Origin of the sequence: Ancylobacter sp. 3268 (assembly GCF_031456575.1) — a bacterium.
GTDB lineage: Bacteria > Pseudomonadota > Alphaproteobacteria > Rhizobiales > Xanthobacteraceae > Ancylobacter.
Map to the genome: position 1 here is coordinate 265,957 of NZ_JAVDUX010000001.1, position 15,628 is coordinate 281,584.

Consider the following 15,628-nt stretch of genomic DNA (forward strand, 5'->3'; position numbering starts at 1 on the left):
GGGCGATCAGGCGAATTCGATCACCGCATCGATTTCCACGGCGACACCCATCGGCAGCGCCGCCACCCCCACCGCCGAGCGCGCATGCCGGCCGGCATCGCCGAACACCTCGACGAATAGATCCGAGGCGCCGTTCACCACCTTGGGCTGATCGACGAAGTCCGGCGCCGAATTCACGAAGGCGTTCAGCTTCACCACCCGCTTCACCCGGTCGAGATCGCCGAGCGCCGCCTTGATCTGGGCGATGATATTGATCGCGCACTGGCGCGCCGCCGCCTTGCCGGCTTCGACATCGGCATCGACACCGAGCTTGCCGGTGATCGGCTTGCCATCGGCGAGGGCAACCTGGCCGGAAATCCAAAGCTGGTTGCCGCTGATGACCGTCGGTACATAATTGGCGACGGGCGCGGTGGCGGCCGGCACCGAGATACCGAGGGAAGCGAGCTTGGATTCGACGGTGCCGGACATCTGTGTCTCCATTGGCGACGCATGCGGGACGACGCGGCGGGCACTCAAAATTTTGCCCATCTTGTCGCCTTCGTTGGGGTAGCGATGTTTGGCCTATCGATCCGACGCGCGCAAGCCGCGCCCTTCCGGAAGGAGCTGGAGCTGATGACTGTGCCTGCCACTCTCAGGATCTGCGCATTCACCGGAGTGTCTTTCCTGGCTCTCGTCCTGCCGGCCTCGGCGACGATCCGGCTGGAGCCGCACCGTGCGACCTACGAATTGTCGCTCGACGCCGCCAAGCCGGCGAAGAACGTCAACGCCGCCGAGGGAACGATCGTCTACGAGCTACGCGGCAATGCCTGCGACGGCTATTCGGTGCAGCTGCGCCAGAGCACCAGCCTGGAAACCGAGGGCGGCCGACTGAGCAGCGCCATCACCACGGCCACCTGGGAGGACGGCGAGGGCAACTCCTATCGCTTCCGGGTGGAGAACACGGTGAACGACGATCGCCCGGAGGAGGCGGACGGTGTCGCCGAGCGCAAGGATGGCCGGCTGATCGTGAAAGCCACCAAGCCGGAGGCGTCCACCATCGAACTCGCCAAGGGCGTGCTGCTGCCGACCCAGCACATGATCCGCGTGCTCGCCGCTGCCGAGCAGGGAGACGCGGTGCTGGAGGCGCCGGTTTATGACGGGTCGCCCGACGCCCGGAAGATCTACGACACGCTGTCGGTCATCGGCCGCGCTGTCACCGGCGGCGCCGGGCTGGAGAAGACGGCCAGCGACGGCGTCCTCGCCGGGCGCGAGCGCTACCCGGTGGTAATCAGCTATTACGAGCGCGGTTCGGCGGAGCAGGCGCCGGATTACACCATCAGCTTCGACCTCTACGACAATGGCGTCAGCCGGGCGCTGAAGCTGGATTATGGCGACTTCGCCCTGCGCGGCACGCTCACTTCCTATGAGGCGTTGCCGCAGGAGAGCTGCTCGAAGTAGCGGCCTTTTCCTCGCGCCGGTCCGGTCGGCCGGCATCGATGAGGATGCCGCGCTCGATGATGCCGCGTCCGAATCGCTGGCGCAGCCGGTCGGCGGCGATCTCGGCATGGGCGGCCTTGGTGCCCGTCGTGTCGATCAGGTCGTCGGGATCGGCGGTCGCGGGATCGGCGAGATCGGAGACGCCGATGCCGATCAGCCGAAAGCGCCGCCCATCCGTCTCGTGGCGCAACAGATCGCGGCCGTGATCGAACAGCCGGTTGGCGAGGCGGGTCGGGTTGTCCAGCGAGCGGGCGCGGGTGACGAGCCGGAAATCGGCGGTCTTCAGCTTCAGCGTGATGGTGCGGCCGGCATGGCCGCCCGCCTTCAGCCGGTCCGACAGCTTGCGGCACAGGGCGTAGAGCGCCTGTTCCAGCTCGCGGAAATCGGAAATGTCGGTGTCGAAGGTGGTCTCGGTGGAGACGCTCTTGGTCTCTCGTTCCGGATTGACCTTGCGGTCGTCGCGGCCGAAGGCGAGCCGGGCGAGGCGCAGCCCCTCATTGCCGAAGCGGCGGGCCAGCGAGGTTTCGCCGGCCGCTTGCAGATCGGCAATGGTGCGGAAGCCCTCCCTGGCGAGGCGCTCCTGCGTTACCTTGCCGACGCCCCAGATCGTCCCCACCGGCCGCGGGGCGAGAAAGCCTGCCGCTTCCTCCCTGCCGATCACCGCGAAGCCGCGTGGCTTGTCGAGTTCGGATGCGATCTTGGCGAGAAACTTGTTCGACGCGAGGCCGATGGAGAGGCTGATGCCGATCTCCGCCTCGACATCGCGCGCCAGCCGGGCGAGGCTGCGTGCCGGGCTCTCGCCATGCAGGCGCTCGGTGCCGGACAGGTCGAGGAAGGCCTCGTCGATCGACAGCGGTTCGACTAGCGGGGTGAGGGCGCGCATGCGCTCGCGCACCTCGCGGCCCACCGCCACATATTTCGCCATGTTCGGCTTCACCACCACCGCCTCGGGGCACAGGGCCAGCGCCTTGAACATCGGCATGGCCGAGCGCACGCCCTGCACCCGCGCCAGATAACAGGCGGTTGAGACCACGCCGCGCTTGCCGCCGCCGATGATCACCGGCACGTCGCGCAGGCCTGGATTGTCCCGCTTCTCGACCGCCGCGTAGAAGGCGTCGCAATCGATATGGCCGATGGTGAGCAGGTCGAGCTCAGCATGGCGGACGACACGCGGGCTGCCGCAATGGCCGCAGCGCAACCCCGCGAGCCCGCCGGGGCGCGCATCGGTCAGGCAATCGCGGCAGAAGGCAGCCATGGTCCTCAACCCTTCCGATTCGCGGCGTCGGTCCTCCGCGTCAGTCTTCGCTGCCGGCATGAGCCAGGATGTCGCGCGCCGCCACCACGTGGCCGGGATCGATCTTTGCCTGGGTGGCATAGTCGATGAGCAGATCCTGCCGGTTGATCAGGTGATCGAGCAGCGCCACATGAAAGGCGGGCGAGCCGGCCACGCCGCGCAGATCGGCGGGCGAGAGGCCGCTTTCGGCGAGGAACGCGCCGATTCGCTCCGGGTCTCCGGCCATGAAGCCGAGGACGCCGATGGCGACTTCGCGTGCGGCCTGTCGCGTGGAGAGTGGCTTGGATTTGAGGCTTCGCATTTGTGGTTCCGTAAGGAATGGCAGGCTAGGTTGAGGCTGGCTGAAAGCTTGTTTTCGGCCAGGAGCTTCTCGACAACTCGCTCGAGCGCCGTCGCACCCGCCCAGAATCGCATATCGAGCGCCACATGCCCAAGACCGTTTTGATCGTGGAAGACAACGAGCTCAACATGAAGCTCTTTCGCGATCTGCTGGAAGCGCACGGCTACGCAACGCTTGCCACCCGCCACGGGGTGGAGGCGATGGAGCTCGCCCGCCAGCACCGGCCGGACCTTATCCTGATGGATATCCAGCTGCCGGAGGTTTCGGGACTTCAGGTCACCGCCTGGCTGAAGGCGGATCCAGAGCTGAAGGCGATTCCGGTGGTGGCGGTGACCGCCTTCGCCATGAAGGGCGACGAGGAGCGCATCCGGCAGGGCGGCTGCGAAGCCTATCTTTCCAAGCCGATCTCGGTGGCGAAGTTCCTCGAGACGGTCCGCCATTTCGTGCCGCAGGACTGATCGGCCGGCCGCTTTCGCGCCGTTGTCCGATATTATAGGCGCGAAGCCAAAATAAATTCGGAATATTACCGGCGCCGGGTCTGGTGCGCTTTCGAGAACTCATCTAAATTCCAGTCAATGGCTGCCAGGCTGGCAGTGCGCTTGAAAACAAGCGGTGGCGGGGGCTCGCTACATTTCCTTCTTTGTGCGTGCGGCGTGCGTAGTGGAGCGCGACGGCGGTAGCCGAGCGTCCGAATACTGTCTCGTGTGTGCCTGAAGTTTCTGTGCGTAGCGGAGCGCTGGTCCGAACGCTGGAACTCCGTTATGGAAGTGGTATTATGTTGCCGTCACGACGAGAGTTCATGAAGTGGAGCGCGGCCGGCGGCATCGTGCTCAGCCTGTCTCGTTTCGCCGGCGCGCAAACGCCCGACTTTCTCGAGCGCGAGACCTTGCCGGGCAGGGGCGTGCCCCATCCGGCGATCGGCCGTGTCGATGGCGTGGCGAAGGTTACCGGCGCCAAGCTTTATGCTTCGGATTTTCGCGCCGTCGACCTGCCAGGCTGGCCGGCGGAAACCCATCACGCGCTGCTGCTGCGTACGCCCGACGCCAGCCATGTCTATGAAGGGCTGGCCCTTGACGGTCTCGGGGCCGATGCGAAGCCGGCAACCATCATCGCCGCCGAGGACATCGCCAAGATCGGCCTGCGGGTGCCGCCCTTCTATACGGGCGACCTGTTCTGCCCGATCGGCACGACGCCGCTCTATCTCGGCCAGCCGGTGGCCCTGCTCCTCTTCGATCGCTTCGACGCCTATGACCGTGCGCGCACGTTCCTCCGCGACAACCCGCACCTGAAGTTCGGTGCCGAGACCGGGCCTCTGACCCGGCCGAATTACGGCGCCTTCCGCTTCACCCGCGTGGCCGGCGCGACCCCGGACGCGCCGGACCTGTATTCGCCGATACAGGAGGGCTGGATCAGCCCCGGCTTCGTCGAGAGCAGCGGCCGGCCGGTCTGGCAAGTGCTGCCGGATGCCAAGGGCGCCGATTACGTCAAGGGCGCGACCTATGGCACCGCGATCCGCGACGAGCTGGCCAAGCCCGCTGCCGGCACCCTTGTGCTGGACCGCTCCTTCGCGACCCAGTCCATCGACCCGATGTTCCTCGAGCCGGAGGCCGGGCTCGGCTTCTACGAGCCGGGCGCCAGGAAGCTCGATCTCGTGCTGGGCGTGCAGTCACCCTTCGAGGCGGCCGAGGCCATCGCCTACATGCTCGGCGAGGCGGTGCCGGACTTCAAGCCGGCCAGCATCGACGGCAAGTTCTGCTATGTCGGCGGCGGCTTCGGCGGGCGCGACCACACGCCGTTCCCGCTCTATCTGACGCTGGCGGCCATGTTCTTTCCCGGTCGTCCGGTACGGCTGGCGCATGATCGCTTCCAGCAGTTCCAGGGCGGCATCAAGCGCCATGCCTTCAAGATGCGCAGCCAGATCGCCGTCGACCGCGCCAGCGGCACCATTGCCGCCTTCGCTGCCGATCATGTGCTCGATGGTGGCGGGCTGATGAACTATTCGGTCAGCGTCGCGGTAGTCGCGGGCACCGGTGCCATCGGCATGTACAACGTGCCGAAGGTCGATGTGACGACGGTTGCCGAGCACACCCGCGGCGTCACCGCCGGATCGATGCGCGGCTATGGAACCGTGCAGTGCTTGACGGCGCTGGAGACGCTGGTCGACGAAGTGTGCACGACGCTGCCGCTCGACCCGATCGAATTCCGCCGCCGCAATGCGCTCAAGGTCGGCGAGCGCACCCTGACCGGCAATCCTTATTCGGTTTCCGTCCGGGCGCCGGAAATCCTCGACAAGCTCGACGGCCACCCGATCTGGCGCAACCGTGCCGCGGAAAAGGCGAAGGCGCCGGCGGGCGTTCTGGTGGGCACCGGCGTCGCCTGCGCCGCCAAGGATTACGGCACCGGCGCCGATTGCTCGCTCGGCACGGTGGAGATCGATGCCGAAGGCCGGATCTCGATCCATAGCGATGCGGTGGAGATGGGCAACGGTATCGGCACCGCCTTGGCGAACCGGGTTGCCGGCCATATCGGCGGCATCGCCGATCAGGTCACGGTGGCGCAGGTCGACGTGTTCGACGCGCTCGGCCTCGTCAAATCCGGCGATCCCTATTCGATCACCCAGGCCGAGCAGGACGCGGCGGCCGCCAATCCGCGCTGGGTGCCGGAAATTTCCTCGGCGACCAGCGCCTCGATCGGCGCCCATGTCGGCACGCAGGCAGCCTCCGAGGCGGCGCGCGTGGTGTTTCGCTTCGGTCTGTGGCCGGCCGCGCTGGCGATCTGGGGCATTCCGGCGGCCGATCCGCGCGTCAACCAGTCGGACCAAGCGTTCTGGCAGGGCGAGACGCTGATCTTTTCCGGCCTGCCGCCGCTGTCGCTCAAGGCGCTTGCCGCCAAGGCGCATCAGCAGGGCGGCGTCACCGGTGCCATGACGCATGCCTTCTCGCGCTGGGCCTGGTCCGAGGCGACCTTTGCGCTGCCCGGCGGCGACTGGTCCGCCGATATCGACGCGCTGGCGGTGCGCCGCGGCAGCGGTGCGTTCCAGGTGCTCGATCGCAAGGCGGTCGCCTTCCCGCCCACCGACTACAACCGCATCGGCACCTCCTTCGCCTCCATGTGCGGCACGACGCTGCGGGTGGAGATCGAGCGAGCCACCGGCAAGCTCACCATCGCCAAGGCCTATAGCGTCGTCGAATGCGGCCAGGCACTGGTGCCGGAGATTGTGCTCGGACAGTCGCAGGGCGGCTTCGCCATGGGCGTCGGCCAGGCTCTGCTGGAAGACCTGCCGCCCTTCGAGGAGGGGCCCGGCAACGGCCAGTGGAATCTCGGCCGCTATGTGGTGGCGCGCGCCTCCGACCTGCCGCTGCACGACCTCGAGATCGAGATCCTGCCGCCGCTGTCGCCGCGCGAGCCGCCCAAAGGCATGGCCGAGGTGGTGATGATCCCGGTCATACCCGCTTTGCTGAACGCCATCTTCGATGCCACCGGCCATCGCTTCCAGTCGCTGCCGGTGACGCCGCAGATGATCAAGGGAGTTATCGGGTGACCGCGCTCAGCCTTACCATCAATGGTCGCGCCATCGGTCCCATGGAGGTGCGCGACGACCTCTCGATGAACGATTTCCTGCGCGAGGTGCTGGGCATGACCGGCACCAAGTTCGGCTGCGGCGCCGCCCAGTGCCTCAGCTGCGCGGTGATCGTCGACGAGGACGGCGCCAGCGCCACCCGTCCGACCTGCATCGCCCCGGCGATCGATTTCAATGGCCTGACCATCCGCACCGTCGAGGGGCATGCCGCCGGCGGCGCGCTCACGCCGCTGCAGGTGAGTTTCATCGAGCATTTCGCCTTCCAGTGCGGCTATTGCACGCCGGGCTTCCTCAATGAGGGTCAGGTGTTTCTGGAGCGGCTGGCGCGCGATCCGATCCCGCGCGCGGATCTGGAGCGCACCCTTACCGAGGCGCTGGACGGGCATCTGTGCCGTTGCTCCGGCTATGTGAAGTACCACGAGGCGGTGCGCGCGGTCGTCTTGGCCGATGTCGGCCGCTATCTGACCTGAGAAGGTGCCATGATGGTCCGCGAATGGCGTCTTCCCGCCCTGATGATGGCCGCCGTGCTGGCGAGCGCAGCGGCGACCGGTTTCAGCGGCGCCGGCATATCGGCGACCGGGGCGGGGACGCTGGCGGCGCCGGCCGACTTTGCCCATATCGCCGATCCCAAGGCCCGCTCGGCCGCCTATTTCACTGAGCTGGGCAAGGTGCTCACCAATCCGCGTTGCACCAATTGCCATCCGGCGACCGAACGGCCGCGCCAGGGCGACGAGGCCCGGCTGCACCAGCCGCCGGTGTTCCGAGGCCTCGACGGCTTCGGCCTCGATTCGATGCGGTGCGGCAGCTGCCATCGCCGCGCCAATTTCGATCCCGCCCGCATGCCGGGGCACGAGGCCTGGCATCTCGCGCCGCCGGAAATGGCTTGGGAAGGCAAGACGGTTTCGCAGATCTGCGAGCAGATCAAGGACCCGAAGCGCAACGGCAACCGGACGCTGGCCGATCTCATCGAGCATATCGGCAAGGACACGCTGGTCGGCTGGGCGTGGCATCCCGGACCCGGCCGTACCCCGGTGCCGGGCACACAGGCCCAAGCCGGCGCGCTGGTCGAGGCCTGGGCCGAATCCGGGGCGGCCTGCCCCTGACAGGTGCCCGGCCTTTTCGGTCCGTGCCCCGGCGTGACCGGCGGCAGGAAATCCTCCGGCGACTTTCCCCTCAAGGGGGCTTTCCTTTCCGCACCGGCACGCGGCATCACTTGCTGGCCGGGGGCACCTCGGCCCAGTGCAGGGAGAGCAGCCGTGATCGTCGTATTCGGATCCATCAACATGGACCTCGTCGCCACGGTGCGCGCCATTCCGCGGCCGGGGGAGACGGTGCTGTCGCCGGGCTATCGCACGCTGTTCGGCGGCAAGGGCGCCAATCAGGCGGTGGCAGCCGCCCGCGTCCATGACGGCAGGGTCGCCATGGTCGGGCGGATCGGTCGCGACGGCTTCGGCGAGGCCTGCCGTGCCAACCTCGCCGCGAACGGGGTGACGGTCGAGCCTCTGGTCGCCGACGATGCGCCCACCGGCTGCGCCTTCATCACCGTCGATTCGCGGGGCGAGAACGCCATAACCGTCGCCAGCGGCGCCAATGGCAATGTCGCGGCGGTCGATCTGCCGGAGGCCCTGCTCGGCCCGGATACCATGGCGGTAATGCAGATGGAGGTGCCGCTGGCCGCGAGCCTTGCCGCCGCGCGGCGGGTGAAGGCTGCGGGTGGGAGCGTCGTCTGGAACTTCGCGCCGGCGCCCTCCGCCATTGCGGCGGAGGACCTCGCGGCCCTGCTGGCACACACGGATATCTTTGTCGTCAATGAGCTGGAGGCGCGTGCCGCCGCGACTCTCCTGGAGGCGGCGGCCGACGATTGGGACGCGGCGGCGTGCACCGTCGCCCGGCTCGGCCATACGACATGCGTCGTCACCGCCGGAGCGGCCGGCGCTGTGTCCTATGCGCCCGACGGCTCGCGCCTCCATGCGGCGGCGTTGCCGGTGACGCCTGTCGACACCACCGGTGCCGGCGACACGTTCGTCGGCATATTGGCGGCGGAGATGGTGGCCCATGGCCATCTGGCCGTTGCGCTGCGGCGCGCGTGCATCGGCGCGTCGCTGGCGTGCGTTGCCGAGGGCGCACAGACCGCGATGCCCACCCGCACAGCTCTTGTCGCGGCCGATACGGCTCCTGATTGAAGTCAGTGGCTCCGGGTCGGTCGGTCGAGCACGCGCCGGCCCATAAGGCTGGCCACCAGATCGACCATCAGCCGTGCGGTGCGGCCGCGCTCGTCGAGAAACGGGTTGAGTTCGACAAGATCGAGGCTGGTGACGAGGCCGCTGTCGTGCAGCATCTCCATCACCAGATGCGCCTCGCGGAAGGTGGCTCCGCCCGGCACGGTGGTGCCGACGCCGGGCGCGATGTCGGGATCGAGAAAATCGACATCGAGGCTGACATGCAGCAGGCCGTCGGCGGCGGCCACTCTCTCGAGGAAACCGCGCAACAGGACGGCGACGCCGTGCTCGTCGATGGCGCGCATGTCGTGCACGGTGACGTCGCCGGCCGCGAGCCTGGCCCTCTCGGCGGGATCGACGCTGCGAATGCCCATCATGCAGATGCGGGCCATGTCCAGCGGCGCGGAAAGGGGCGGGAAGATGCCCTCGAAACCCGGTTGGCCGGTGGCATAGGCCATCGGCACGCCATGCAGATTCCCGCTCTCGGTGCTGTCGAGCGTGTGCAGGTCGGGATGGGCGTCGAGCCAGAGCACGAAGAGCGGCCGTTCGAGATCGGCGGCGCGACGGCTGAGGCCGGACAGGGTGCCGGCGGCGAGGCTGTGGTCGCCGCCGAGGGTGATGGGCATGCCCTCGGCGCTGGCCTCATAGATCGTCGCGGCCAGAAGCTCGGTCCAGGCGACGATCTCCGGCAGGGATTTGATGGCGGCATTGCTGTGCCGCACGTCCGGCTGGCGGGTCGGCACCAGGTTGCCGCGATCGACGACGACGTGACCGAGCTCGCTTAGCGCACCGGCGAGCCCGGCTGCGCGAAAGGCGCTCGGCCCCATATCGCAGCCGAGCCGGCCTGTTCCCTCCTGCACCGGAGCTCCCAGCAAGATGCATGTCGTCACAGCGGTCTCCCCATTTCGAGGCAACGAGACTAGCAAGCCTCTTGGGGCATGCGAACACCGGGTTCGGTGGGAAGCCACATCGTTCGCGGCTCGTCCCGCGCCTCCTCCCAATCTCGCGGCCACCGGTCTTTATGCCGGCCTTACGGGGCGTGGTTCAGATCGCAATCGCTTCCTGAGGTCGGCCTACCTAGCTTGACGTTGCGGCGCACACAACGCGCCGGCAAGGTGATGATAGGCCATGAAACGTCTCAAGCATGCGCTGGCGGCCCGAATCGTTCCAATCGCCAATACGTTGCGTTTCGCCGTCGGAAAGGACCAGCTCGGTCATTGGATCGCCCTTGAGCTTCAGGGGCGCGGCGGCGGCTTCTTCCGCAGCAGGGAAGCGGCCCTCCACTATGCCGTCACCGAGTGCGGCGGCCGGCGGAGCGCCGTGCGCCTCGTGCGGCGTCCGCTGTTCCTGTCCCTGTAAGGCGGGGAACGCCAGATGCTCAATGGAACATTGGTGCCGTTGGTCACGCCGTTTCTTGGTGCGGCGGTCGACGAGGATGCCTACGCCCATCACATCGAGGAACTGCTGGCTGCCGGCGTCGGCGGGCTGATAACCGGCACCATCGCCGGCGAGGGGCCGACGCTGGCTTCCGCGGAAGCGCTTCGGCTGGTGCGGATCGCCACCGGCATCGCGGGACGGCGCGTGCCGGTGATCGCGGCGACCGGCACCCATTGCACGGCGACGACGATCCGCGCGACGCGGGATGCCGCCGAGGCCGGCGCGGCGGCGGCCATGCTGGTCACGCCCTATTACAACAAGCCGTCGCAGGAGGGGCTCCGCCAGCATTTCGAGGCGGTGGTGCGGAACTGCGAACTGCCTGTGATCCTCCATAATGCTCCACAGCGCACCAATGTGTCGTTGGCGCCCGAGACGATGCGGCGGCTGCTACAACAGCCGGGGTTGTTTGCCTTGTTCGACGAGGACGAGAATTCCGCTCGCAGCGCCGCCTTGGCACAGAGTTGCGCCGAGCGGCTCTGGAGGATCGCGCCGGGCTGCCAGTCGGCGTTCGCTCCCGGTGTCCGGGCGCCACGCGCCTGTATCGCCACGCTGGCCAATGTCGTGCCGCATCTCTGCGTACGGCTTTGGCAGAAGCGGATGAGCGGGCAGTTGGACGAGGAGGCGCGGCTGGCGGCGCCGCTGATCCGGTTGCAGCAGGCCGTCGATCTCGAACCGGAGCCGGCAGGTGTCAAATATGCCATCTCGCTGCTGAACCCGGCCTTCTCGCCCATACCCCGCCTGCCGCTGGTGGAGCCGGCGCCGGCATCCGCCGCAGCCATCCGTGTCGCCCTGGCCGGACTGACGATTGCGGATGAGCATGTGCGCGGCGCCTGCCAAGGGCTTCTTCATGCCTGAGCGGAACGTGGATCGCCGCGTCGGCGGCCGGATCGGCCGCCAGCGCCGCCGCCATGCTGCCGTGGCGCGCATCACCCTCATCATGAGCGCGGTGCTCGCCTTCGCCATGTTGCTGAGCCAGCTTTCGCGTTTCTGACCCGCCTCAGGCGGTGGACGGTCGACGCTCCCACGCCGAGCGGATGATCTCCACCAGCTGGCGCAGCGCGGCATGGTTCTGCCGGCGGCTCGGATAATACATGGCGAAGCCGGCACCGGTGGAGGCCCAGTCCGGCAGCACGATCTCGAGCCGCCGGTCGGCGAGGTGTGCCCGCACCCGTTCCTCCAGCACATAGCCGATGCCGAGCCCCTGGACGGCGGCATCGATGGTGGTCGCGGTATCGTTGAAGGTCAGCGTGCCGGCCAGGTCGAGGCGGATCAGCCTTTCGCCGTCGCCGAGCTCCCAGCGAAAGACCGCGTTATTGCCGAGCATCAGCCGAAGGCAGCGATGATCGCCGAGGTCCTCCGGCGCGCGGGGCCGGCCGAAGCGGGCGAGGTAAGTCGGCGACGCCACCGTCACCCAGCGCAGCGGCGGGGTGAGCGCCATCGCCACCATGTCTTCCGGTACGGTGTCGCCATAGCGGATGCCGGCGTCGAAGCCTTCCGCCACGATGTCGACCGGCCGATCCTCGACGGCGACGGACAGCCGCGTGTGGGGAAAGCGCTTGACGAAGTCCGGCAGCGCCGGACGCAGCAGCAGCATTGCGGCATCGGCCGGCACATTGAGGCGGATCTCGCCGAGGGAGGCGGCGCGTTCGCCGGCCGCCTCGTCCAGCGCCGCCGCGATGGTATCAAAGCCCTCCGCTAGCCGTTCGGCAAGGGCGAGGCCGAGCGTCGTCGGCGCCACCGAGCGGCTGGTTCGGTTGAGCAGCCGCGCACCCAGCCGGGTCTCCAGGCGGCGGATCGCATGGCTGAGCGCGGAGGTGGTGACGCCGATCTCGATGGCCGCGCCGGTGAAGCTGCGATGCCGGACGACGGTGGCGAAAGTGCTGAGATCGGCGAGGTCGGAACGCGAGAAGGCGGCCATGCGTGAACCGGAATCCGGATTTCATTGAAGCGGGCTCATAAAATCCCGGCCGACCGGGCGGAGCAAGCGCGAGCGCCTGTCGGGCCGACGCCTCGACGGCATCAGCGCACCGGTCGACGGCGCAGCACGTTCGAGGTGGCGAGCAACTCCGCCACCCAGTCAACGAACACCCGCAGCCGACTGCTCAAATGCCGGTTGGGCGAGTAGACGACGTGCAGCACGATGGGCTCGGAATGCCATTCGGGCAGTACCCGCACCAGCCGGCCGGCTTCCAGATGCGGCTCGATCAGCGAATAGATGGACTGGGCGATGCCGAGCCCGGTCAGGCAGGCGGCGAGATAGGCGGTGGAATCGTTCACCGCCAGCACATAGGGCGGATCGAGCTCATAGACCTCCTTGTCGCGCATGACGTCGAAGGGCATGCGCCGCCCAGTGCGCGGGCTGAAATAGGCGATGGTCTGATGGCCGCTTTCCAGATCGCGCGGATGCTGCGGCATTCCGTGGCGCTGGATGTAGCCCGGCGTCGCGCACATCACGAGTTCGATCTCGCCGACCCGTCGCGCGATCAGGCCGGGATCGAGCACGTCGCCGCCGCGGATGGCGCAGTCGATGTTTTCCGCCACCAGATCGGCCGGCCGGTCGGACACGCCGAGATCGAGCTGGATGTCGGGATAGCGCGCATGGAAGTCGGGCAAAGCGGGAATCAGCACGTGGAGCGCGAGCGAGGTACTGGTGTCCACGCGCAGCCGCCCGGCCGGGCTGGCCTGCGAACGCATCATCGAGCCGTCGAGTTCCTCGAGGTCGGAGAGCAGCGTTACCGCACGCTCATAATAGGCGGCGCCGTCGGGGGTGACTCCGACCCGACGCGTGGTGCGGTTGAGCAGCTTGGTGCGCAGATGCGCTTCGAGCTGCTGGATCAGCTTGGTGACCGTCGGTTTGGGCATGTCGAGGAGGTCGGCGGCGCGAGTGAAGTTGCCGGCCTCGACCACGCGGACGAAGGCCCGCATTGCCGCAATCTGGTCCATGCCCCGGTTTCTCCCTCCCGCGCGACGAACGAAACCCGATATTGTTTCCCTGTGTGAATAATGAAATCCCGAATCCGATATTTTTTCATTCTTGCTGAAGGACTAAATCTCGCTGCATCGCAGCAGGGGTGAAATCGGGTTGCCGTCATGGCCCCCGTTTTCCCAAGGTGATTTCATGTCGGCTCAATGGACCGAGGACAGGCTGGAACTGGACGGCGCGGCATTGCCCGTTCGCGTCTATCGCACCGGCTCGTCAGGGCGGCCGGCGCCGCTTGTCCTTCATCTTCATGGTGGCACCTTCACCTGCGGCGATTTCGACTGCAGCGCCATGATCTGCCGGGCGATGGCCGAGGCCGGGGCCGTCGTGGTGTCTCTCGACTATCCGCTGGCACCCCGGCATCCGTTTCCTGCCGCGCTCAATGTCAGCTTCGCCGCGCTCGGCCTGCTCTATCGCCAGCGTGCCCAATGGGCGGGGCGGGGGGCAAAGCTGTTCGTCGCCGGTGAGGAAGCCGGCGCCAACATCGCCACCGCGCTGACCCTGATGGCCCGCGACCAGCATCATCCGCCGGTCGCCGGCCAGATCCTGATTTCGCCCATGCTCGACCCGTGCCTGGCTTCCGGCTCCATCCACGCCGCCGAGGCGGGCGCCGCCGGCTGCAAGTGGGCGGATGGCTGGCACTCCTATCTCGGCTCGGCCGACAAGGGCGCGCATCCCTATGCCGCTCCGCTGGGCGCGCGCCGCCTTGGTGGGGTCGCGCCGGCCCTCATCATCACCTCGGACGATTGCCCGATGCGCGACGAGAGCCTCGACTATGTCCACCGCCTCCAGGGCTGTGGCGTGCCGGTCGAGAGCCATGTCGTCGCCGATGCCTCCGACTGGCCCGAGGACAATCCCAATGCCGCCGGCCTGCCGCCCTGGGCGCAGGACTTGCGGCCCTTGTTCGCTTCCTTTCTGGCAGGGCGCTCTGTCGCCGTCGCCGAGACCGTTCAGGCCTGAGGGCCGGGAGATTTCGCATGAGCACCGAAAAAGCTCGTAGTCACGCCGCCGTTCCGGAAATCGTCCAGGCCGAGCTCGCGCGTATAGAAATGGAGACGCCGCGCCGGCGCTGGCGTGATGCCGGCCTTGCCTTCGGCCTTGCCGGAATGGCGACGGCCGCCGCCGTCTGGTTCGCCTGGCCGATCAGCACCGCCCTCGCCACCGATCCGCCGGCACAGGCCCAGGCACCGCAGGCGACGCCGGTCTCGGTCGCGGTGCTGAAGACCCGCGACACCATGGAATGGGACGAGTTCTCCGGCCGCCTTCAGGCGGTCGAGCGGGTCGAGGTGCGCCCGCGCGTCGCCGGGGCGGTGAAGACGGTTCATTTCCGCGAGGGCGCGCTGGTGAAGCAGGGTGATCTGCTTGTCACCATCGACCCCGAGCCTTTCCAGGCCGCGCTGGACCGCGCCGAAGCGCTGCGCGAAGCGCTGGTCGCGCAGGTCGAATTCTCCCGCAGCGAGGTCGATCGCGGCAAGCAGCTGGTCGACAACCGCGTCGTCTCCGTTCGCGATCTCGACCAGCGCACCAATGTGTTTCGCGAGGCGCAGGCCAATCTGAAGGCGGCGGAAGCCGCCGTGCAGACGGCCAAGCTCGATCTCGGCTACACCGAGGTACGCGCGCCGGTGGATGGCCGCGTCGGCCGGCTGAACGTCACCGTCGGCAATCTGGTCGCGGCCGGTCCCACCTCGCCGGTGCTGACCACGCTGGTCTCCGTCGATCCCATCTATGTCGGCTTCGATGCCGATGAGAATGTGGTCAGCAAAGCGCTCGCAACGATCGGCGACGGCGATGTCCTCGGCCAGATCGATCGCATTCCGGTGGAGATCGCCACCGCGACCACCGGCGCCGATCCGATGCGTGGGCATCTTCAGCTGGTCGACAACCAGGTGGACGCAGCGACCGGCACCTTCCGGCTGCGCGCGGTGTTCGACAATCCGCAGGGCCGCCTCGTGCCGGGCCAGTTCGCGCGGGTGAAGATGGGCCGCGCCAAGACGGAGCCGGCGCTGGTCATCAACGAGCGCGCCATCGGCACCGACCAGGACAAGAAGTTCGTCTTCGTCGTCGATGCCGACAGCAAGGCCTCCTATCGCGAGGTGAAGCTCGGGCCGCCGACCGAAGGGCTGCGCGTGGTCACCAGCGGCCTCAAGGATGGCGAGCGTGTCGTCGTCAACGGCCTGCAGCGGGTGCGCCCCGGCGCGCTGCTGGCGCCGGAAATCGTGCCCATGGAAACCGCCTCCGCCGCCAAGGCGACGGGCTCCGCCACCGTCGCCGCCCAATAAGGCTCCCAGCCTCGGCCTGCTGA

17 protein-coding genes are annotated in these 15,628 nt (G+C 67.8%); 11 read left to right on the forward strand and 6 right to left on the reverse strand.

The annotated features are described in order from the left end of the window. Window positions 1-6 precede the first annotated feature (6 nt). Entirely contained in the window at window positions 7-468 is a 462-nt protein-coding gene (locus tag J2X65_RS01280) for a RidA family protein (protein WP_310196851.1), read from the reverse strand. A 144-nt stretch (window positions 469-612) separates the two neighbouring features. On the opposite strand from J2X65_RS01280, the gene J2X65_RS01285 reads away from it, so the two are divergent. Continuing rightward, window positions 613-1,437: a cell envelope integrity EipB family protein gene (locus J2X65_RS01285; RefSeq protein ID WP_310196854.1), complete on the forward strand. Its 825-nt coding sequence runs from the start codon at window positions 613-615 to the stop codon at window positions 1,435-1,437. On the opposite strand, the gene J2X65_RS01290 is transcribed toward J2X65_RS01285, so the two are convergent. Then, window positions 1,394-2,731 (reverse strand): DNA polymerase IV, encoded by a 1,338-nt coding sequence (locus tag J2X65_RS01290; RefSeq protein WP_310196858.1) that lies wholly within the window; start codon window positions 2,729-2,731, stop codon window positions 1,394-1,396. The two genes, J2X65_RS01285 and J2X65_RS01290, sit on opposite strands and share 44 nt — an antisense overlap. Before the next feature lie 40 nt (window positions 2,732-2,771). After that, window positions 2,772-3,071: a DUF3572 domain-containing protein gene (locus tag J2X65_RS01295; RefSeq protein WP_310196861.1), complete on the reverse strand. Its 300-nt coding sequence runs from the start codon at window positions 3,069-3,071 to the stop codon at window positions 2,772-2,774. 125 nt (window positions 3,072-3,196) lie between these two features. Between J2X65_RS01295 and J2X65_RS01300 the strand changes: the two genes are divergently transcribed. The 5 genes from J2X65_RS01300 (at window position 3,197) to J2X65_RS01320 (ending at window position 8,873) form a co-directional block, all read left to right on the forward strand. Then, window positions 3,197-3,568 carry a response regulator gene (locus J2X65_RS01300; protein WP_310196863.1) on the forward strand — a complete coding sequence of 124 codons (372 nt, stop codon included), beginning with the start codon at window positions 3,197-3,199 and terminating at the stop codon, window positions 3,566-3,568. A gap of 317 nt (window positions 3,569-3,885) precedes the next feature. Further along, window positions 3,886-6,651, forward strand: a complete 2,766-nt coding sequence (locus J2X65_RS01305; RefSeq protein ID WP_310196865.1) for a molybdopterin cofactor-binding domain-containing protein — start codon at window positions 3,886-3,888, stop codon at window positions 6,649-6,651. Continuing rightward, window positions 6,648-7,160 carry a 2Fe-2S iron-sulfur cluster-binding protein gene (locus tag J2X65_RS01310; RefSeq protein ID WP_310196868.1) on the forward strand — a complete coding sequence of 171 codons (513 nt, stop codon included), beginning with the start codon at window positions 6,648-6,650 and terminating at the stop codon, window positions 7,158-7,160. The genes J2X65_RS01305 and J2X65_RS01310 overlap by 4 nt, the downstream gene beginning before the upstream one ends. A 9-nt stretch (window positions 7,161-7,169) precedes the next feature. After that, window positions 7,170-7,793, forward strand: coding sequence for an Isoquinoline 1-oxidoreductase subunit (locus tag J2X65_RS01315; RefSeq protein WP_310196870.1), 624 nt, complete (start codon window positions 7,170-7,172; stop codon window positions 7,791-7,793). A 153-nt stretch (window positions 7,794-7,946) separates the two neighbouring features. Then, the gene (locus J2X65_RS01320) at window positions 7,947-8,873 is read left to right on the forward strand and encodes a ribokinase (protein WP_310196873.1); all 927 of its coding nucleotides are present in this window, start codon (window positions 7,947-7,949) and stop codon (window positions 8,871-8,873) included. A gap of 2 nt (window positions 8,874-8,875) precedes the next feature. Here J2X65_RS01320 and rocF read toward each other — a convergent pair whose 3' ends face one another. Then, window positions 8,876-9,799: an arginase gene (gene rocF / locus J2X65_RS01325; protein WP_310196876.1), complete on the reverse strand. Its 924-nt coding sequence runs from the start codon at window positions 9,797-9,799 to the stop codon at window positions 8,876-8,878. A gap of 238 nt (window positions 9,800-10,037) precedes the next feature. Between rocF and J2X65_RS01330 the strand changes: the two genes are divergently transcribed. The 3 genes from J2X65_RS01330 to J2X65_RS01340 are packed head-to-tail and all read left to right on the forward strand — an operon-like array spanning window position 10,038 to window position 11,337. Then, a complete protein-coding gene (locus J2X65_RS01330; RefSeq protein ID WP_310196878.1) occupies window positions 10,038-10,268 on the forward strand; it encodes a hypothetical protein in 231 nt (76 codons plus the stop codon). 15 nt (window positions 10,269-10,283) lie between these two features. Then, on the forward strand, window positions 10,284-11,201 hold the full coding sequence (locus J2X65_RS01335; RefSeq protein WP_310196880.1) for a dihydrodipicolinate synthase family protein: 918 nt from the start codon (window positions 10,284-10,286) through the stop codon (window positions 11,199-11,201). Then, complete coding sequence (locus tag J2X65_RS01340; RefSeq protein ID WP_310196884.1) at window positions 11,194-11,337, forward strand: hypothetical protein; 144 nt, start codon at window positions 11,194-11,196, stop codon at window positions 11,335-11,337. The genes J2X65_RS01335 and J2X65_RS01340 overlap by 8 nt, the downstream gene beginning before the upstream one ends. Window positions 11,338-11,343: 6 nt before the next feature. On the opposite strand, the gene J2X65_RS01345 is transcribed toward J2X65_RS01340, so the two are convergent. After that, window positions 11,344-12,264, reverse strand: coding sequence for a LysR family transcriptional regulator (locus tag J2X65_RS01345; protein ID WP_310196886.1), 921 nt, complete (start codon window positions 12,262-12,264; stop codon window positions 11,344-11,346). A gap of 101 nt (window positions 12,265-12,365) precedes the next feature. After that, on the reverse strand, window positions 12,366-13,289 hold the full coding sequence (locus J2X65_RS01350; RefSeq protein WP_310196889.1) for a LysR family transcriptional regulator: 924 nt from the start codon (window positions 13,287-13,289) through the stop codon (window positions 12,366-12,368). Between the two features lie 175 nt (window positions 13,290-13,464). On the opposite strand from J2X65_RS01350, the gene J2X65_RS01355 reads away from it, so the two are divergent. After that, a complete protein-coding gene (locus tag J2X65_RS01355; RefSeq protein ID WP_310196892.1) occupies window positions 13,465-14,286 on the forward strand; it encodes an alpha/beta hydrolase in 822 nt (273 codons plus the stop codon). Between the two features lie 89 nt (window positions 14,287-14,375). Further along, window positions 14,376-15,605, forward strand: coding sequence for an efflux RND transporter periplasmic adaptor subunit (locus J2X65_RS01360; protein ID WP_310197385.1), 1,230 nt, complete (start codon window positions 14,376-14,378; stop codon window positions 15,603-15,605). Window positions 15,606-15,628: the final 23 nt, after the last annotated feature.